17 protein-coding genes are annotated in these 19,736 nt (G+C 37.2%); 1 reads left to right on the forward strand and 16 read right to left on the reverse strand.

Annotated elements, in window-relative coordinates; all coding sequences use genetic code 11:
• Positions 1–10 precede the first annotated feature (10 nt).
• The 12 genes from proC to dapG all read right to left on the reverse strand — a co-directional run bounded on the left by proC (position 11) and on the right by dapG (position 15,349).
• Positions 11–811 carry a pyrroline-5-carboxylate reductase gene (gene proC, locus QBE53_09105; GenBank protein WZL83291.1) on the reverse strand — a complete coding sequence of 267 codons (801 nt, stop codon included), beginning with the start codon at positions 809–811 and terminating at the stop codon, positions 11–13.
• 14 nt (positions 812–825) lie between these two features.
• Positions 826–2,256 (reverse strand): adenylosuccinate lyase, encoded by a 1,431-nt coding sequence (gene purB / locus QBE53_09110; protein WZL79965.1) that lies wholly within the window; start codon positions 2,254–2,256, stop codon positions 826–828.
• A 158-nt stretch (positions 2,257–2,414) separates the two neighbouring features.
• A complete protein-coding gene (gene rny, locus QBE53_09115; protein ID WZL79966.1) occupies positions 2,415–3,974 on the reverse strand; it encodes a ribonuclease Y in 1,560 nt (519 codons plus the stop codon).
• 86 nt (positions 3,975–4,060) lie between these two features.
• Positions 4,061–4,699 (reverse strand): regulatory protein RecX, encoded by a 639-nt coding sequence (locus tag QBE53_09120; protein ID WZL79967.1) that lies wholly within the window; start codon positions 4,697–4,699, stop codon positions 4,061–4,063.
• A gap of 3 nt (positions 4,700–4,702) precedes the next feature.
• Complete coding sequence (gene recA, locus QBE53_09125; protein ID WZL79968.1) at positions 4,703–5,755, reverse strand: recombinase RecA; 1,053 nt, start codon at positions 5,753–5,755, stop codon at positions 4,703–4,705.
• 136 nt (positions 5,756–5,891) lie between these two features.
• Positions 5,892–7,121, reverse strand: coding sequence for a competence/damage-inducible protein A (locus QBE53_09130; GenBank protein WZL79969.1), 1,230 nt, complete (start codon positions 7,119–7,121; stop codon positions 5,892–5,894).
• 11 nt (positions 7,122–7,132) lie between these two features.
• On the reverse strand, positions 7,133–7,666 hold the full coding sequence (gene pgsA / locus QBE53_09135) for a CDP-diacylglycerol--glycerol-3-phosphate 3-phosphatidyltransferase (protein ID WZL79970.1): 534 nt from the start codon (positions 7,664–7,666) through the stop codon (positions 7,133–7,135).
• Positions 7,663–8,997 carry a 30S ribosomal protein S12 methylthiotransferase RimO gene (gene rimO / locus QBE53_09140; protein WZL79971.1) on the reverse strand — a complete coding sequence of 445 codons (1,335 nt, stop codon included), beginning with the start codon at positions 8,995–8,997 and terminating at the stop codon, positions 7,663–7,665. The genes pgsA and rimO overlap by 4 nt, the downstream gene beginning before the upstream one ends.
• Positions 8,998–9,010: 13 nt before the next feature.
• Positions 9,011–9,847 carry a bifunctional methylenetetrahydrofolate dehydrogenase/methenyltetrahydrofolate cyclohydrolase FolD gene (folD, locus tag QBE53_09145; GenBank protein ID WZL79972.1) on the reverse strand — a complete coding sequence of 279 codons (837 nt, stop codon included), beginning with the start codon at positions 9,845–9,847 and terminating at the stop codon, positions 9,011–9,013.
• A 26-nt stretch (positions 9,848–9,873) separates the two neighbouring features.
• Positions 9,874–11,544 carry a formate--tetrahydrofolate ligase gene (locus QBE53_09150; GenBank protein WZL79973.1) on the reverse strand — a complete coding sequence of 557 codons (1,671 nt, stop codon included), beginning with the start codon at positions 11,542–11,544 and terminating at the stop codon, positions 9,874–9,876.
• 39 nt (positions 11,545–11,583) lie between these two features.
• Entirely contained in the window at positions 11,584–14,136 is a 2,553-nt protein-coding gene (locus tag QBE53_09155) for a DNA translocase FtsK (protein ID WZL79974.1), read from the reverse strand.
• Between the two features lie 16 nt (positions 14,137–14,152).
• Positions 14,153–15,349 carry an aspartate kinase gene (gene dapG, locus QBE53_09160; protein WZL79975.1) on the reverse strand — a complete coding sequence of 399 codons (1,197 nt, stop codon included), beginning with the start codon at positions 15,347–15,349 and terminating at the stop codon, positions 14,153–14,155.
• Positions 15,350–15,551: 202 nt separating this feature from the next.
• Between dapG and QBE53_09165 the strand changes: the two genes are divergently transcribed.
• Positions 15,552–16,199 carry a CBS and ACT domain-containing protein gene (locus tag QBE53_09165; protein WZL79976.1) on the forward strand — a complete coding sequence of 216 codons (648 nt, stop codon included), beginning with the start codon at positions 15,552–15,554 and terminating at the stop codon, positions 16,197–16,199.
• A 100-nt stretch (positions 16,200–16,299) separates the two neighbouring features.
• Here the strand turns inward: QBE53_09165 and QBE53_09170 are convergent, their stop codons facing one another.
• The 4 genes from QBE53_09170 to QBE53_09185 are packed head-to-tail and all read right to left on the reverse strand — an operon-like array spanning position 16,300 to position 19,636.
• On the reverse strand, positions 16,300–17,001 hold the full coding sequence (locus tag QBE53_09170) for an ABC transporter ATP-binding protein (GenBank protein ID WZL79977.1): 702 nt from the start codon (positions 16,999–17,001) through the stop codon (positions 16,300–16,302).
• Between the two features lie 10 nt (positions 17,002–17,011).
• A complete protein-coding gene (locus QBE53_09175; GenBank protein WZL79978.1) occupies positions 17,012–17,770 on the reverse strand; it encodes an ABC transporter ATP-binding protein in 759 nt (252 codons plus the stop codon).
• Entirely contained in the window at positions 17,770–18,762 is a 993-nt protein-coding gene (locus QBE53_09180) for a branched-chain amino acid ABC transporter permease (protein ID WZL79979.1), read from the reverse strand. Before QBE53_09180 ends, QBE53_09175 begins: the two co-directional genes overlap by 1 nt.
• Positions 18,763–18,772: 10 nt before the next feature.
• On the reverse strand, positions 18,773–19,636 hold the full coding sequence (locus tag QBE53_09185; protein ID WZL79980.1) for a branched-chain amino acid ABC transporter permease: 864 nt from the start codon (positions 19,634–19,636) through the stop codon (positions 18,773–18,775).
• Positions 19,637–19,736 lie beyond the last annotated feature (100 nt).

Consider the following 19,736-nt stretch of genomic DNA (forward strand, 5'->3'; position numbering starts at 1 on the left):
TTACATAACACTAATTTTCTTTTTTCTTAAAACTTAATACTTTTTCATGACACCGCATCATGGCTTCAATAATTGAAGAGCGAAATCCTGTCTTTTCAAGGCTCTGTACAGCTGCTATGGTTGTACCTCCAGGAGAACATACACGATCTTTTAGCACTCCTGGATGCTCGCCAGTTTTTAAAACCATTTTTGCGGCACCTACAACACTTTGAGCTGCCATATCATATGCTAACTGTCTTGGCATTCCTTGAATAACTGCTGCATCTGCCATAGCTTCAATAAACATATACACATAGGCCGGCGAACTGCCTGACACAGGAACGACAGCATCCATTAATTGCTCAGGAACTTCTTTTGCCATTCCAAACGAGGAGAACAGCTCCATGATAAGATCTTTTTCCTCTTGGGAAAATCCATTATCACCAAAGGCTATTCCACTCACACCTTCACCAATAAGCGCCGGTGTATTTGGCATTGCACGAACAAGTTTAGGCGTTCCATTTATAAAGGCATTTACAAATTCAATGGTCATACCAGGGGCAATGGATACAACAATCCTATCAGATGGTATGGTTACCTCCATTAAGACCTCTGTATAGTATTGAGGCTTAATGGCAAGCACAATCACATCGGACTGATCAATCAGATCTTGATTGGATTCTAAGTAGTCAAGATTTGTCTGCTCTTTTACATACGCACATCGTTCAAGTGATACATCTGTATACACAATATTATCTTGAAAAACGGTCTGTGCCCCTTTAATCATGGCATATCCCATATTTCCCGCACCGATAAATCCAATCTTCATAATTGCCTCCTTAATATTTATACATGTAATTCTACTTTTTGTCCTAAGATTCCTTTATTCTCATCAAGTATCGGTTGAATATGGGATTGAATAAACTCTTGGACTTGTTCTGGCGCTCTTCCTACAAAACTTTCTGGTTTTAGCATATCTCTAATCTCATGTTCACTCATATCAAATGCTGAATCTTTAAGAATACGTTCTATAAGATCATTACTTTTTCCTTCTATCTTTACGACTTTTCCGGCTTCCATTGAATGTACTCGGATGAGTTCATGAAGCTCCTGGCGATCGCCTCCACGTTTAACCCCTTCCATAAGGATGGTTTCTGTTGCCATAAAAGGTAACTCTTCCATAATGCGTTTACGTATAACTTTTTCATAAACGACAAGTCCATCAACAACATTTCCATAAATATCAAGGAGTGCATCTGTTGCTAAAAAGGCTTCTGAGACAGATAAGCGTTTATTGGCGCTATCATCCAAAGTACGTTCAAACCATTGTGTACTTGCTGTAATTGCCGGATTAAGCGCATTGACAATAACGTGTCTTGCTAGGGATGAGATACGTTCACTACGCATTGGATTGCGCTTATATGCCATCGCACTTGACCCTATTTGACTTTTGGCAAAGGGCTCTTCGATTTCTTTAAGATTCTGAAGCAAACGTAAATCATTGCTAAACTTATAGGCTGATTGGGCAACCGCACTTAGAACGTTTAACATTTGACTATCTAATTTTCTAGGATATGTTTGTCCGGTGACAGGAAACGTCATACTATATCCCATCTTATCGGCCACACGTGTTTCTAGTTGCTTTACTTTGTCATGGTCTCCATTAAAAAGGCTTAAAAAGCTTGCTTGGGTACCGGTTGTCCCTTTGACTCCTCGCAATGCTTTTTTGTTCAATTGATGAACAATGTCTTCATAATCCATATATAAGTCTTCTAGCCAAAGGCAAGCTCTTTTACCTACAGTTGTTAATTGCGCCGGCTGAAAATGGGTAAAACCTAAAGTTGGCATATCCTTATATTCCATAGCAAATCCAGCTAATTTATCCATAATATTAATGACTTTTGTTCGAATCAATTCGAGTGCTTCTGTCATAATAATTATATCCGTATTATCGCCTACATAACAGCTTGTAGCGCCTAAATGAATAATCGGTTTTGCAAGCTTCGCCTGCTCCCCATATGCAAATACATGGCTCATAACATCATGGCGCACTTCTTTTTCACGCGCTATTGCAACTTCATAGTTTATATCATCTGCATATTTTTTTAATTCAGCAATCTGTTCATCTGAAATATCAATGCCTAACTCTTTTTCTCCTTCTGCCAAAGCAATCCATAATTTTCTCCACGTTTTGAATTTCTTATCTGGCGAAAACAGATACAGCATTTCTTTACTTGAATATCTTGAAACTAAAGGGTTATCAAACGTTTGGTACATATCATATCCTCCAATTAACTCTGTTCACTTTTATCGTACACACGTGTTAAAATCGTAATTATTATAACATAGAATGCTGATTAATTCTATGTAGAAACTAAAAAGGCTGTAGATTTTCATCTACAGCCCTAATTTCATCATTCATTGTATATAAGATATTATTTCGCATATTCAATCGAACGCGTCTCTCTTATAACATTTACTTTGATTTGTCCTGGATATTCCAGTTGTCCTTCAATTTCTTTAGCAACATCCCTAGATAATATTACCATATCATCATCACTGACTTGATCTGGTATTACCATCACTCTGATTTCTCTACCCGCTTGGATCGCAAAAGATTTTTCTACCCCTTTGAAATTATCTGCTATTTCTTCAAGTTGTTCTAAACGATTAATATACAATTCGAGTGTTTCTCGTCGTGCACCTGGTCTAGCTGCACTAATGGTATCCGCCGCCTGTACGATAACAGCAATCAAAGATTCAGGTTCCACATCTCCGTGATGCGCTTCAACAGCATTGATAATAATTGGGCTCTCTTTATATTTCTTACAAAGATTGGCTCCAATTGTTATATGCGAACCTTCGACTTCATGGTCTACAGCTTTTCCGATATCATGAAGTAATCCTGCTCTTTTTGCTACACGTACATCAATTCCGATCTCTCCGGCAATAATCCCAGCTAATTGTGAAACTTCAATAGAATGTTTAAGTACATTTTGTCCATAACTCGTTCTATACTTCATTTTACCCAATAACTTGACTAATTCCGGATGAACACCATGAACGCCCGCATCAAAGGTTGCATTTTCCCCTTCTTCACGGATGATGTTCTCAACTTCACGTTTTGCTTTTTCAACCATTTCTTCGATTCTTGCCGGATGAATTCGACCATCCACAATCAATTTTTCTAGTGCCACTCGAGCTATTTCACGACGGATTGGATCAAATCCAGATAAAATTACAGCCTCTGGAGTATCATCTATAATTAGATCAATACCTGTTAGAGTTTCCAAAGTACGTATATTACGTCCTTCTCTACCGATAATTCTTCCTTTCATCTCATCGTTCGGCAAACTAACAACAGACACTGTTGATTCTGCCACATGATCAGCAGCACATCGCTGAATAGCATGGGCTAACAAATGTCTTGCATTTTTGTCGATTTCTTCTTTGGCTCTTGCTTCATTTTCCTTGATTAATACAGCAGTTTCATGTTTTACATCTTCTTCTACAGATTTCAATAGGTATTCTTTCGCTTGATCGAGGGTGAGCCCGGAAATTTTTTCCAGCTCAGATAGGTGTTGTTGCTTGATTATTTCCACACGTTCTTTTTCTTTTTTAAGTGCATTATCTCTGTCACTAAGTGATTGTTCACGTTTTTCAAACGTTTCACTTTTTCTATCCAAAGTTTCCTCTTTTTGGAGAACTCTTTTTTCAAGACGTTGCAACTCATTACGTCGTTCCTTAACTTCTTTGTCTAAATCACTTTTGATTTTATATATTTCTTCTTTGACTTCTAGCTTTGCTTCACGTTTAATGCCTTCTGCATCTTTAATTGCATCATCAACTATTCGACGCGCTTTTGCTTCTGCACTTCCATATTGGGCTTCTGCAACTCGCTTACGATAGTTAACTCCAAGCATGAACGCAACAACAGCTATTGCAACAAATACTAAACCAATTGCTACGACAACGAAAATTGGAATTTGAATCATGCGTAACACCTCCTCTATATGTAATTGTCATAGTCCATGTTGTACTAACTACAACAAATAAATTCTATATCTTTTTGGAGATATTGTCAAGTTTTACTGATGGTTTCATGAAAGCTTTCATATGCTTTTAGGCAAATATCCATAGAATATCCTTTGCGACTTAAAAAAGCCAGCGCTTTTTGCTTTAACATCTTTTCATCCATCTTAAACTGCTTTAAAAAAAACTTTTTATTCAAAAGGTTCGTTGCGCTTGCAAGTTCATCATCCCATGTCACACTCTCTTGGAGTATGTGTTGTATCTCATCCTTCGAAAACCCCTTTTTTTGTAGGTTAGCCTGAATTTCCATACGACTTTTATACGATTTATATCCATTGACCCTTCGCTTGATCAGTTGCGGATCATTAATAATTTTTTTTTCTAAAAAGGGTTCAAGGATTTTATCAATATGATGAAGGACATATCCTTCTCGAAGTAATTTGTCTTGTAATTGCTTTCTAGGATAGTCTTGTCTTCCCAGTAAATACATGATTCTCTTTTTACCGCGATCAATCACATGCTTATTTAACAGCATATATTCATCATCCGTAAGGGCATACCCTTGTTCAAGCATTTTAAATCGCTGTTTTTTTAAATCTCCACTATAAAGAAATAGATGGTATTCACCATCTATTTCAATTTTTATTTTTTTTTCACTTCGATCAATTTTACTAATTTGATGTGTCATGAATTATTTATCCTTTGGTTTATCCTTGGCTTTTTTTGTATCTTCAGTTTCGACAACTTCATCTGTCGGCAGTTCATAATGCTTACGTACAAGCGTTTCTATTTCGGCAGCTAGTTCCGGATTGTTTTTTAAATATTCTTTTGAGTTTTCCCGACCTTGACCAATACGGATATCATTATATGAATACCATGCACCACTTTTTTTGACAATGTCAACTTCTGCAGCTAAGTCAAGTATGTCACCTTCCCGAGAAATTCCTTGACCAAACATAATATCAAACTCTGCCATTTTAAATGGTGGTGCAATTTTATTTTTAACAACTTTTATACGTGTTCTGTTCCCAACCATTTCATTATTTTGCTTTAACGTCTCTATTCTACGGACATCTAATCGGACAGACGAATAAAACTTCAATGCACGTCCCCCCGTCGTTGTCTCAGGACTTCCAAACATTACCCCAACTTTTTCACGTAGCTGGTTGATAAAAATAACGATACAATGGGATTTGTTAATGATTCCTGTAAGTTTTCTCAAGGCTTGACTCATCAATCGTGCTTGTAGCCCCATATGCGAATCTCCCATATCCCCTTCAATCTCTGCTCGAGGAACCAAAGCTGCAACGGAGTCCACAACAACAATATCAATAGCCCCCGAACGCACCATCGTTTCAGTGATTTCAAGTGCCTGTTCACCATTATCCGGTTGTGAAATATATAAATTATCAATATCAACGCCGATTTTTCTTGCATATTGTGGGTCAAGAGCATGCTCGGCATCAACAAATCCTGCAACGCCTCCACGCTTTTGAACTTCTGCCAGCATATGTAACGCCACTGTCGTTTTACCACTGGACTCCGGTCCATAAATTTCAATAATACGTCCTTTTGGAACGCCACCTGCACCTAGAGCAATATCTAAACTTAAGGCTCCTGTTGGAACGGTATCAATGTTGCGTCCGCTATCATGCTCACCCAGCTTCATTACGGCACCTTTACCATATGCTCTTTCGATTTGACTAATTGCTGCATCCAATGCTTTTTGTTTATCAGTATTCATGTAGTTCCCGGATAACCGGGTACCCCCTTTCAAATTCTCACACTACGAACGTTTGTTCTATAAAGTATTATAGCATACCTTTTCAAGGGAAACAAGCACAAAATTCCTATTTTAGACTAGGGCTTAAGACGGATAATTATTTAAGAATATGCCACAAATCAATTAACGCTGATTTTGCACTTTCTTCCCGAACTTTCTGACGCGTTCCCATAAAGTTATATTTTTTTACAGTGATTTTCTCTGGTGTTTTTATACCAATATATACCAAGCCCACAGGTTTTTCAGGCGTTGCGCCATCAGGTCCTGCTATTCCAGTAATACTGATAGCGTAATCAGTATTTAATGCCTCTGACACGCCTCTAGCCATCGATTCAGCCACTTCTTTACTTACAGCGCCAAATGTATCTATTAGCTCTTTATCCACCTTTAATCGTTGAATTTTGCTCGCATTCGAGTAACTGATAACCCCTTCTTTAAATACTTGAGATGACCCGGGAATAGAAACGATATAATCGGATAGAAGTCCACCTGTACATGATTCAGCAACCGAAAGCGTCTGTTTGTTTGCCGATAATTTGTCTAAAAGAACTTCCACGAGTTCTTGGCTGTCTTTTGTATAAATATATTCCCCTAATCGTCGATATATTTCTTCGCATAGAGGAGAAATCGCTTGTACGTTTTCTTCTGGAGTATCTTCTATTGATGTTATTTTGATATGCACTTCGCGTAATTTGGCATATGGCGCAACAATCAAACGCTCGGTTGAGCACATCAAATCATCAAGGATAGTCACCGCTTTACTTTCGCCTATGTTGACTAAACGTAACGTCACTGTTTGAATGCTTTTATCTATATTTTTTTGCATTCGACTAAGTACACAATGCTCAAGCATGGGTTTTAACTCACCTTGCGGACCGGGGAGCAAAAAAATGTGAATACCTTGATGATTATAATACACCCCCGGTGCTGTCCCATTACCGTTTTTTAACGATTCTCCGCCTTGAATCATAAGCGCTTGCTTATAGTTGTTCTGCGTAGGTGTTTGATTTCTCCCTTGAAACCACGCATCAATCTCTGCTCGCATCTGTACGTCTTCATAAAGAGGCTTGTTTAAGTATTTTGCTACGGCTTCTTTTGTCAAGTCATCTTTTGTCGGTCCTAAGCCACCACACAACACAATACATTTACTCCGTTTACATGCTCGGTCTAATTGTTCAATAATATCTTGCTCAATATCTCCAACGACAGAATGAAACCGACAAAACACACCAATAGTTGAAAGTTGATTGCTTATATATGCTGCGTTGGAGTTAATGACGTCTCCAGATAATACTTCTTCACCTACTGCAATGATCTCTCCTAGCATTCCATCACTCCTTATTCATGAAATATGCTGATGTTTTTTATGATATAATCTAATGCTGACACAATGGTAAAAATGGTTGCAAAAACAACAAGAATCCATTCAATCCCATCTATCATCTTACCTTCAAAGTTAAATAATAGTACAATAATCATAATCATGGTTGAAAACGTTTTGATTTTCCCCCAAATACTTGCAGCAATAACTTTGTTATCTAGTGCAGCAACTAAGCGAAATCCACTAATAATAAATTCACGGCTGACGATAATGATGACTACAATAGCCGACAGGCGACCAACTTCAACAAAATAAATAAGTGCAGCTGTCACAAGTAATTTATCCGCTAACGGATCCATAAATTTCCCAAAATTTGTTACTAAATTACGACTTCTAGCTATATAGCCATCTAAAAAGTCTGTTAGCGATGCAACTATGAAAATAATTGCAGCAACATAATTCGCCGTTTGCGAGGTGCCAAAATATAAAACCAGTAGAAAAAAAGGAATCATAAATACACGTAAAAGCGTTAGTTTATTTGCTAGATTCATACAATCTCTCCAATCAAATCATACTCGTTGGCATGAACTATTTTCACGTTGACATATGCACCTGATAAGAGTGGATCATCACTTTCAAAGAAAACGTAACCATCCACATCCGGGGTATCTTTATAGGAACGTCCAATATATACGCCGTCTTTAGGTACATATCCGTCAACCATGACTTCCAATGTTTTCCCAATCATCTTTCCATTTTTATTTTTTGATATTTCTTGTTGTAGAAGCATGATTTTATCTTTTCGCTGTATACTAATGGATTCATCGACTTGATTTTCCATATGATATGCTGGCGTCCCTTCTTCTCTGGAATATGTAAAGACACCTACACGATCAAGCTGCATTGTTTCAACAAACGTATATAAATCTGAAAACGCTTCCTCTGTCTCTCCTGGAAATCCGACAATAAATGTCGTACGAATACAAATATCCGGAATTTGATCTCTTAAGCGAGCAATCAAATGACGTATGGATTCTTGACGACTTTTTCTTGCCATATGTTTTAGAATCGTATCATTAACATGTTGTAATGGCATATCAATATAGTGCAAAAGTTTAGGTTCACTTTTCATCAGTGTAATTAATTCTTCAGTAACATCTTCTGGATATACATACAAAAGACGAATCCAGTGAACGTCTTCAATGGCTGCAATCTTTTCTATTAATTCAGTTAAGGCACGTTTGTTGTAAAGATCCACTCCATATTTTCCAACATCTTGTGCGACAAGAATTATTTCTGTTTTTCCTTGCTCCACTAAATAATGCACTTCTTCAATTAAGCTATCCATCGGACGGCTTCTAAATTTTCCACGTAGTTTTGGAATAATGCAATATGTACAGTGATTGTCACAACCTTCTGCAATTTTTAAGTATGCGTAATGCTTAGTCGTTTCTGTTGTTCGACGAATAAACGTCTCAGGTTCATTGTCAATCGAATCAAACCTTGCATATTTATTGCCTGCCAATGCTTGATTAACGGCTTCAAGGATTCGATCATAATTGGCTGCACCTAAGATGGCATCAATTTCTGGTATCTCTTCCATAACTTCTTCCTTGTACAGTTCTGTTAAGCATCCAACAACAATGAGCGCTTTTAATTGTCCTTGCTGTTTTAATTTGGCAAATTCAATAATTGTATTAACACTTTCTTCTTTTGCATCATGGATAAAACTACATGTATTTATGATAATAATTTCTGCATTTTCCGGGTCCATCGAAAGACCATAGCCTTCATGATTAAGCATTCCTAACATTACTTCTGAATCGACTAGATTTTTATCACAGCCAAGAGACTCAAAATAAATCAACTTCTTTTTTTCCAAAATATTTCCTCCACTATTCTGCTTCAGCACTTTGAACTACATTTGACATAAGCATTGCAATTGTCATTGGACCAACACCACCTGGCACTGGCGTAATAAACGATGTATGTGCCGCTACATTGTCATAATCTACATCTCCGCATAGGGTTCCATCTGCCAAGCGGTTCATTCCAACGTCAATCACCACAGCTCCTTCTTTTACATACTCTTTAGTAATCATTTGTGCTCGACCAATAGCTGCAATAAGAATATCTGCTTGCTTACATTCTTCTTTTAGATTTTTTGTCTTCGAGTGACAAATTGTCACCGTACCATTTTCTCGAAGCAAAAGCATTGATATTGGTTTTCCTACAATGTTGCTTCGACCGACGACAACACATTTTTTCCCTTCGATGGAAACATTATAGCGTTTAAGTAACTCCATGATTCCATATGGTGTACAAGAAATAAAACCTTGATTTCCTGTACTTAAATTTCCCACACTTATAGGATGAAATCCATCCACATCTTTTTTCGGGTCAATGGCCATAATAACTTTTTCTTCAGATATATGGGATGGCAAGGGTAATTGTACCAAAATACCATTAACATCCGAATTATTGTTCAATTCATGAACTAGGTTTAACAATTCCTCTTCGGAGGTTTCGTTAGGAAGTTCATATGCTAAAGACTTAATACCTATGTACTCACAGGCTCTTTTTTTACTTCGTACATATACATGTGAGGCAGGGTCTTCTCCTAATATTACAACCGCTAGCGTTGGTGTGTTTCCTTTTTGTGATAATACAGCAACTCGTTCTTTTAGTTCATCTTTTATACGCTTTGACGTTGCTTTTCCATCTAATAACATTATATTAACCTCGTACTTTCTAAATTTTAAAATAAACCTATGATTTCACCATCTTCAGTGACATCAATAGCCTGGGCAGCAGGCACTTTTGGTAATCCCGGCATCGTCATTACATTTCCAGTTATAACGACAATAAACTCTGCTCCTGCTGATACATTGACTTCTCGTACATGTATTTCAAAATCACAAGGACGTCCAAGTTTTTTTGGGTCATCCGAGAGAGAATATTGAGTTTTTGCAATACAAACCGGTAAGTTAGCTAACCCCATTTTTTCAATTTTTCGAATCGATTGATTTGCTCCTGCACTATATGCAACTTGGCTTGCTCCATATATATTGGACGCAATGGTTTGAATTTTATCTTTAATACTTGATTGCTCATCATAAAGCAGTTTAAAATCACTTTTTTTATTTTCTAGTGTGTGAATTAACGTTTTTGCAAGTTCCAGTCCACCTTTACCTCCATGTTCCCACACATTTGCAACTGCAAACTCTGCTCCTAGTTTTTCACATCTATCTTTTACATATTGAATCTCTGACGCTGTATCTGAAACAAATGCATTTAGTGTTACCACAACAGGAACTTGGTATTTTTTCATATTTTCGATATGTTTTTCCAAATTAACGATTCCTTGTTTTAATGCCTCTAAATTTTCTTCTGAAAGTTCTTTTTTATCTACACCACCGTTATATTTTAAGGCTCTTATCGTTGCCACCAAAACAATAGCATCCGGCTTTAAATTTCCTTTTCGACATTTGATATCTAAAAATTTTTCTGCCCCAAGATCTGCGCCAAATCCGGCTTCTGTAACAACAACATCTGAAAGTTTAAGGGCATATTTTGTTGCACGTAAGCTATTGCATCCATGAGCAATGTTCGCAAATGGACCTCCATGCATAATACATGGTGTGTTTTCAAGCGTTTGCACTAAGTTAGGTTTTATAGCATCTTTTAAAAGCGCCGCCATTGCACCTTCTGCCTTTAAATCATGTGCTGTAATCGGATCACGGTCATATGTATAACCAACAACGATTTGTCCTAACCGTTTTTTTAAGTCCATTAAATCTGAAGCCAAGCATAGGATTGCCATAACTTCAGAAGCTACACTAATCATATAGCCATCTTCACGTGGAACCCCTTGCATGCGCCCCCCAAGACCAACCGTAATATGGCGAAGCGCTCGATCATTCATATCAACGACACGTTTCCATACAATTTGGCGTGGGTCAAGATTTAATGTGTTGCCATGTTGTAGATGATTGTCAATCATTGCAGATAATAAATTGTGTGCAATACTTACTGCATGAATATCTCCAGTAAAGTGAAGGTTAATATCTTCCATAGGAACGACTTGTGCATATCCACCACCTGCTGCACCGCCTTTTACACCCATACATGGGCCTAAAGAAGGTTCACGAAGAGCGATCATACTACGAACACCTAATTGTCCCAACGCTTCTCCCAACCCAACAGTAATTGTAGTCTTTCCTTCACCTGCTGGTGTAGGGTTAATCGCTGTGACAAGAACTAATTTTCCATCGGTATTATTTTTTACACGATTCCATAAATCATCCGACAACTTCGCTTTATACTTTCCAAATAATTCGAGTTCGTCTTCTTCAATACCTAATTGTCGTGCCACTTGTGTAATGGGTTGAAGCGTTGCTTCTTTTGCAATTTGAATATCAGATTTCATAGGGCCTCCTCATTTATATGGTCATTATATTCATTTTATTTATTCATTCGTTGGTGATAACATTTCCTCTGTGCTTTTGAGCTGCTCATTCTCTTGTTCCGCATCTGACTCGGGTGCATTTGCTTTGGCTTTTAACGCTTCAAACTCAGCTTCACTTAGTAACATCTTACGCGGTTTGCTTCCTTCATCATCTCCTACATATCCGGCTTCATGGAGCTGGTCTAAAATTCGTGCCGCTCGATTATAGCCGACTCTAAAGCTTCGCTGAATCATTGAAGCAGATGCTTTTTGCTTTTTAACGCACAATTCCAATGCCTCTTCAAATATTTCATCATAATCATCTGATTTTTTAGCCTCTTCCGATACGGCTTTATTAAGTTGATTCATAATTTTTTCATCATAGTCTTCTTTTTTCCGCTCTTTTAAGTAGCTCACTATGTTTTCTACTTCTTTATCTGAAATAAATGCACCTTGAATACGTACTGGCTTTTGATATCCAACAGGATAAAAAAGCATGTCCCCTTTTCCGAGGAGTTTTTCGGCACCATTCATATCGATGATCGTTCGTGAATCGACACCCGAAGAAACATTAAAAGCAATTCGAGATGGAATATTTGCTTTGATGAGTCCCGTAATAACATCCACCGATGGGCGTTGTGTTGCAATAATTAAATGCAACCCTGCTGCACGAGCCATTTGTGCCAAGCGACAAATAGCTTCTTCTACATCTCCAGCTGCCGCAACCATTAGGTCGGCAAGCTCGTCCACAATAATCACAATCTGAGGAAGCTTTTTCATTTCTTCTTTTTCAAGAACCATCTTATTATAACTTTTTATGTCCCTAACATTGGCTGCCGCAAAAAGCTTGTATCGGTCCAACATTTCTTGTACTGCCCAGTTTAATGCTCCCGCAGCTTTTTTTGGATCTGTAACGACAGGGATTAACAAATGTGGAATACCATTATAAATCGATAACTCAACCACCTTAGGATCAATCATCAAGAGTTTAACATCCTCTGGTGAGGATTTGTATAAGATACTAGTAATAAGGGTATTAATACATACGGATTTTCCAGAGCCTGTTGCTCCCGCAATAAGCAAGTGGGGCATTCGTCCAATGTCTGTGATAACAACTTTACCACTAATATCTTTTCCAAGTGCAAAAGCTACTTTGGATGGGAATTTTTCAAAAGCGTCGCTATCAATGACTTCTCTAAAAAATACTGCCGCTTGATCCTTATTAGGTACTTCAATTCCCACAGCTGACTTTCCTGGAATTGGCGCTTCGATTCGAATACCAGATGCTGCAAGGTTTAAAGCAATATCATCAGATAAATTCACTATTTTACTTACTTTAACCCCTTGACTTGGCTGCAATTCATAGCGGGTTACCGAAGGTCCTACCGATACATCAATCACTTTGGCATTCACACCAAAGCTTGCTAATGTTTCTTCTAATTTTGTTGCACTTTCTTGTAAAAACGTAGTATCATTCTGTTTTTTCGCTAAAGGATTGGTCTTAAGAAGTTCAATCGGTGGTTTTAAATATGTTGCCGGTGTTTTTTTAATTTCCGAAAGAATTTCTTGTTCTATATTAACTTCTTCTGCTGGTAATTCTTCTGTTGGTGACGCTTGCGACGTCTGTTGAACCGCTTTTGGTTTTTGTGTTTTTTGTGTTGATTCTTCCTGAAGCATAACATCGGAAGATTCTTTTTCAACATAAAGATTCTTATTGGCTTCATCTTCAAACATCGGTTCTTCTGCGATTGCTTCTGAGTCGATTGGTATATCTTCTACAGATGCAATCGTTGCTTTTAATAAATCAGCAACATTCTTTTTATTTTCTGGTTTTTTCTCTTTATTTGTAGATGCATCCAAGCCTTGGATTGCTTCTTGTTCTAATGTCTTCATCTCTTTTTGTTTTTCTTTTTGCTTTTCTCGTTGTGTGCTGATATTTTGTAGCTGTGCGCTGATGAATAAAATAAATCGCTTAATTGCACCTACAAGAAAACGGTATGATTTTTTAATGATAACGATAATGGATTTTTCAGTGATTCCTATAAAAATAGACAGAAAAATAACAATCAGGACAAGTATCGTTGCAATTTTTCCAAGCAACTTCAAAAAGAAATCTCCAATAAGCCCTCCAATAAGTCCACCCGCAATGTGATGACTGGAAGACAATTTAAAATACAGTGTTAATGAAGGAAAAAACGCCGTTGTCGTCTCATCATTAATGCGCACAAATAATTGTGGAAACTCAACATAAATGACATGCGCTGTTATTGATATAAATATGATTGCCAAAAATGAAAGCAACAGTATCATATTTAACCGTTTATTTCCTTTGTTAAATGCTTTCATAAAAGAAGCAACAAAGATACCAATAGGTAAAATATAAGCACCTACTCCAAGAAGTCCAAAGAAAAAACTCCGAAAAAAGGCACCAATTATTCCACCACCATTAAGATATATGCTTACCATTATAAATAATGCGAAAGCTAAGACCACCATGACAACAATTTCATATTGAACCATACTCAACGAAGTTGTTGCGGAGGGATGTTTTTGTTTTTTTGTTGTTCGAGCCATAGTACATTCCCCTTTATTACAAATTAAAAGCCTGGTGTAAAGCCATAATTGCTTTTTCCATGTCTTTTTCATAAACCAAACATGCAATCGTACTTAATGAGTCTGCTGTTTGTAAAATTTCTATCTGTTCTTGTTTTAGTGCATGAATAATCTGAGCCATAACCCCTGGAACCCCTGTCATGCGCTCACCAATGACGGTTACTTTAGCGCAGTCACGAATAAGGCTATATGATAAGTCAAAGGATGTGATGACCTCAATAGCTGCAGCTTCACTGCTTAGTTCCGTTGTAAACACACTATGATCCGGAAAAATATTTATAATATCAATGGAGATTTTTTTCTGTGCCAATGCATTATAAAAAGCATCCGTATCAAATGATCCATTAATTGTAAATTGTATTCGTTCAACACGATGCGCAATTCCTGTGATTACTTTATTTGCATCGATTTCTCCAGTGTTTAGTGTATCATAGTGGGTAATCTGCGTACCATTATGGTTAGAAAAAGTATTCTTGATAATCAAGGGGATCCCTGAGCGTTTTGCAATTTCTACAGCCCCCTTATGTATGACCTTTGCACCAGAATCTGCCATCTGAAACACTTCATCATAGCTAATCATTTGAATAGATTTTGCCTGATTGCAGTATTTAGGGTCGGCTGTCATAATGCCATTAACATCCGTATATATTTCAACACATTTTGCATTTAATGCCTCCCCAATAACCGAAGCCGTTGTATCTGAGCCTCCTCGGCCAATTGTTGTCACATTATATTGGGGTGTTCTGCCTTGAAAACCAGCAATTACAGGGACAATCTTTTTCTCCAACAAAGCCTTCAAATATTCAGGGGCAATACCTATAATCTCTGCATTGTTATATTGATCCGTTGTAATAATCCCCGCTTCACCACCAGTAACCGCAAGAGATTCTATACCTTCTTGTCTTAATGTATTGGACATAACCACAGTGGATATGATTTCACCTGTGCTTATTAATAGATCTTTTTCCTTTGGACTAACCATGGCCTGTTGATGACCAATAAGGGACATAAGCGTATCGGTTGCATAAGGTTCTCCAATTCTTCCCATTGCAGAAACCACCACAACGACCTGTTTTCCTTGATTTATTGTATTTTTAACAATGGATGCAACACGTTGTCGATTCTCCTTTGTTGCAACACTTGTTCCGCCAAATTTTTGTATGATTATTTCCATCTGTTCACCTCGTATTTTGTCTTTAATTACTATACCATAGCCCCTTTTAGATTACAACTTTTTTGACTTTTCATTTTTTTGTCAACGGATAACGCCATAGACGTTTTTATTGTTTTCCATGAATGAATATGTTATTATATTAATATAATATAAGTTATAATTTTGGTTAACTATAAACCAACTTTAGATTGGAGGTATCATTATGTATGTAGGCAATAAAATGATTACAGATATTATCTCGGTATCCCCGGACGCTTCGATTTCCCAAGCATTTCAAAAAATGCACGAACGCGGTGTCAGTCAACTTCCAGTTGTTCAAAACGGAAAACTTGTCGGATTAATTACCGAAACTTTATTAAGTGAATTCACACCTTCAAAAGCAACTACACTTAGCATTTACGAATTAAACTATATCTTAGGTAAAACCAAGGTTGACTCTATTATGGAAAAAGATGTCATCACCTGTTCTGAAGATATGTTAATCGAAGAAGTTGCAAAAATTATGAATGCCAATGATATTAACATGGTTCCTGTTATTAATGACAACCAAACTTTAGTTGGAATCATTTCTCGATCTGATATTATTGAATCCTTTATTGAAATCACAGGCGCTATGGATCCAGGTGGATCTCGCATCACAATTAATTCAAAAGATGAAGCCGGTAAGCTTGCTGAGATTTCTTCTATTATTAAAGACTATGGTGTAAATATTACCCACTTAACAAGTTTTAAAAACGCTTCAACAGATAACGCCGAAATCATCATTCGACTTAATACTCAAGATGTAACGCCAATTATACAAGCGCTTGAAAACAAAGGGTATGAAATCATACGTATTGACCATAATTAATGGATGACACCTATCTTTTATTCTTTTAATTTATCTTTATAAGCAAAGCAGATACCTTCCAATTCACTGGAAAGTATCTGCTTATTTTTTGGTTTTATCTCTATCCTAAGTATGCTTGACGCACCCTATCATCATCAAGTAACTCTTTTGCATCACCTTCAATAATAACTTTGCCTGTTTCTAATACGTAAGCACGATTGGAGATGGATAATGCTTTATGTGCATTTTGCTCTACCAAAAGAATAGTGGTTCCTAACGCATTGGTTTCTTCAATAATACTAAAGATCTCATCAACTAAAATCGGAGCCAGCCCCATAGAAGGTTCATCCATAAGCAAAATATCCGGTTTGCTCATTAACGCACGGGCAATCGCCAGCATTTGTTGTTCGCCTCCACTCATTGTTCCAGACAACTGTTTGTGTCGCTCTTTTAACCGTGGAAAACGAAGATACATTTTTTCGATATTTTCTTCAATTTCTTTTTTATCTTTACGTGAAAAAGCGCCCATAACAAGATTTTCATATACGGACATTTGTGAAAACACCCGTCGTCCTTCAGGCACTTGTGCTAGCCCTTTATATACAATTTGATCTGCTGCCACAGCAGTCAACTCTTCATCGTGTAATTTTATTGAACCTGTTTTAGGTTTAACCAAACCACTAATCGCATGGAGTGTCGTCGTCTTTCCGGCACCATTTGCCCCAATCAAACTAACAATTTCTCCTTTTTTCACCTTAAAGTTCATGGATTTAATTGCATGTATTGCCCCATAATATACGTCTAAATCAGTAACTGTTAACATAAATCTCCTCCTAACTGCCTAAGTATGCTTCGATGACTTTTGAGTTGTTTTTAATCTCATCCGGAGAGCCTTTTGCAATAATCATACCATAATCGATAACAACTAACCGCTCACATATTCCCATAACAAGATTCATATCATGTTCAATCAATAGGATGGTGATCTTGAATTTATCACGAATAAAGTGAATGGTTTCCATCAATTCTTTTGTTTCTTGCGGATTCATACCCGCTGCAGGTTCATCTAACAGTAGCAACTTTGGATCTGTAGCTAACGCTCGACAAATCTCTAGTTTACGTTGTTTTCCATAGGGTAGATTTTTAGCTAAATTATGTGCATCTGATTCCATATTAAACAATTTCAGTAGTTCTAACGCTTTTTCATGAATACTCTCTTCTTCTTTCCAATATCTTGGAAGCCGAAAGATACCTTCAAATGTTGTATATTTCATATCTTTATGAAAAGCAATTTTAATATTTTCTAATACAGATAAATCCGAAAATAACCGTATGTTTTGAAAGGTTCGCCCAAGGCCTAGATTTACAATTTGATATGGTTTTTTCCCATTTGCCAATTGTCCGTCAATATATATTTCACCTTCTGTCGGCTGATAAACTCCGGTTAACATATTAAAAATAGTGGTTTTACCTGCACCATTGGGTCCAATAAGACCAACAAGTTCTCCTTTTTCAATCGTCACATCAAAATTACTAACTGCTCGTAAACCACCAAATGTAATTCCAATATCTTTTGTTTGCAACAAACTCATTAGGCCACCCCTTTTCCAAATTTATTTTTTATTTTGATGATAAGGGCTCTAATACGCTCTGGTGTTTTGACTAAAGAAAACTCAGATCGTCCCAACAAGCCATCGGATTTGAAAATCATGAGTAAGATTAATAAGACTGCATATATAAGTAAGCGCAGTTCTTCATAACTATACAAAAATTCAGCCAACGTTGCCAAAAAGATTCCTGCAACAATAGTTCCTGTAATGGAACCCATTCCTCCAAAGACAACAATAATAAATAACTCTACCGAGAACATAAATTTAAACTTATCTGGGGTTAAGTATTGTTGATACATCCCAAAGCAAGCGCCACCAACCCCTGCAATAAATGCTGATACAAAAAATGCATAAACTTTATAAAAAGTGGTTGGAACGCCGATAGATTCAGCTGCAATCTCATTTTCTCGAATAGCAATAATTGCTCGACCATGACGTGAGCGGATAAACAAAAATGCAAATGCAGTGACAATAACAAGCACAACAAATACATCCATTAGCGATGTGATTTTAGGGATTCCTCGAAGACCTGACGCACCACCAGTAAGGGGGCGTAAGTTAATGATTGTATAACGAATCATTTCACCAAAACCTAGTGTAACGATGGCAAGATAATCTCCTCTTAATCGGAGTGCTGGGATACCAATAATCAACCCAAACAGCCCCGCTACCATTCCTCCTACAAGAATTCCAGCAATCAAGGCTAAAGTATCTGGCAGTGCTATTGTCTTCACAAATAACGCTGCTGAGTATGCTCCTAAAGCCATGAATCCTGCATGACCAAGTGCTAATTCTCCTAAAAATCCGGTGGCTATATTTAAGCCGATAGCAACAATAATGTTAATCATCGCAAAAATCATGACACCTTCAAAGTAACTGTTGATCATATTCATTTGCATTGCAAAGAAAAGGATAAGATATGAAATCACAATAGCAATAATATTTACTCCATATTTTTTAGCAAAACTTTTCATATGTTATCACCTACACTTTCTCTTTAACGTTCTTGCCAAATAGTCCTGTGGGTTTTACTAAAAGCACAATAATAAGCACTCCAAAGACAAATACATTTGCCCAACTCGAACTAATATATCCTTTAACAAAGGTTTCTATCGCCCCGATAACAAAACCGCCGACCATAGCTCCCGGAATTATTCCAATACCGCCTAACACAGCCGCTACAAACGCTTTTAGTCCGGGCATAACACCCATATAAGGCTCAAGGTTTCCATAGTTAAGCGCATATAATACACCGCCAACAGCCCCTAAAGCCGAACCAATTGCAAAAGTCAGCGAAATCGTTCTATCCACATTAATTCCCATAAGCTGCGCAGCATCACGGTCTTCTGATACAGCCCTCATGGCTTGTCCTGCTTTTGTTTTTTTGACAGTATACTCTAAAGCAATCATACAAAGTATGGTAATTGTCATTGTTAAAATTGTAATGTCGGGAAGATCAATGTTACCGATAAGCTTAACCGGTGGCATGATTTTATCCGATGCACCAAACAAATATTTAAATAGGTTGGACAAGAACATACTCATTCCTAAAGCGGTTATCAAAGCGGATATACGTGGTGCTGAACGCAGTGGCTTATAGGCAATCCGGTCAATGGCCATACCTATCAAGGCACAAGCAAGCATGGAAAGTAAAAGCAACGGTATTAATGACATGGAAAAGGTCGTTGCCAAAAAATATCCCACAAAAGCTCCAATCATCAAAATTTCACCATGAGCAAAGTTAATTAATTTTACAATTCCATATACCATGGTATATCCTAATGCGATCAAAGCATAAATACTTCCTACATTGAGACTATTAATTATTTGATCTAAAAACTGTGTCATAAGTCAACCTCCTTGTTTATTTTCCATAGGATAAGATATCCTTTGTTTTCAATAGAACTGGCTTAAACAAACGATCTATTATCATATGCAATTCTTTTAT

It is taken from the genome of Vallitaleaceae bacterium 9-2 (genome assembly GCA_038396585.1).
Classification (GTDB): domain Bacteria; phylum Bacillota; class Clostridia; order Lachnospirales; family Vallitaleaceae; genus UBA1351.

What these genes read in the sequence shown, in the direction of transcription:
- purB (WZL79965.1), bottom strand. Translation starts at nt 2,256, where the DNA reads ATGTACCAAACGTTTGATAACCCTTTAGTTTCAAGATATTCAAGTAAA.
- rny (WZL79966.1), bottom strand. Translation starts at nt 3,974, where the DNA reads ATGATTCAAATTCCAATTTTCGTTGTCGTAGCAATTGGTTTAGTATTT.
- QBE53_09120 (WZL79967.1), bottom strand. Translation starts at nt 4,699, where the DNA reads ATGACACATCAAATTAGTAAAATTGATCGAAGTGAAAAAAAAATAAAA.
- recA (WZL79968.1), bottom strand. Translation starts at nt 5,755, where the DNA reads ATGAATACTGATAAACAAAAAGCATTGGATGCAGCAATTAGTCAAATC.
- QBE53_09130 (WZL79969.1), bottom strand. Translation starts at nt 7,121, where the DNA reads ATGCTAGGAGAGATCATTGCAGTAGGTGAAGAAGTATTATCTGGAGAC.
- pgsA (WZL79970.1), bottom strand. Translation starts at nt 7,666, where the DNA reads ATGAATCTAGCAAATAAACTAACGCTTTTACGTGTATTTATGATTCCT.
- folD (WZL79972.1), bottom strand. Translation starts at nt 9,847, where the DNA reads ATGTTATTAGATGGAAAAGCAACGTCAAAGCGTATAAAAGATGAACTA.
- QBE53_09150 (WZL79973.1), bottom strand. Translation starts at nt 11,544, where the DNA reads ATGAAATCTGATATTCAAATTGCAAAAGAAGCAACGCTTCAACCCATT.
- QBE53_09155 (WZL79974.1), bottom strand. Translation starts at nt 14,136, where the DNA reads ATGGCTCGAACAACAAAAAAACAAAAACATCCCTCCGCAACAACTTCG.
- dapG (WZL79975.1), bottom strand. Translation starts at nt 15,349, where the DNA reads ATGGAAATAATCATACAAAAATTTGGCGGAACAAGTGTTGCAACAAAG.
- QBE53_09165 (WZL79976.1), top strand. Translation starts at nt 15,552, where the DNA reads ATGTATGTAGGCAATAAAATGATTACAGATATTATCTCGGTATCCCCG.
- QBE53_09170 (WZL79977.1), bottom strand. Translation starts at nt 17,001, where the DNA reads ATGTTAACAGTTACTGATTTAGACGTATATTATGGGGCAATACATGCA.
- QBE53_09175 (WZL79978.1), bottom strand. Translation starts at nt 17,770, where the DNA reads ATGAGTTTGTTGCAAACAAAAGATATTGGAATTACATTTGGTGGTTTA.
- QBE53_09180 (WZL79979.1), bottom strand. Translation starts at nt 18,762, where the DNA reads ATGAAAAGTTTTGCTAAAAAATATGGAGTAAATATTATTGCTATTGTG.
- QBE53_09185 (WZL79980.1), bottom strand. Translation starts at nt 19,636, where the DNA reads ATGACACAGTTTTTAGATCAAATAATTAATAGTCTCAATGTAGGAAGT.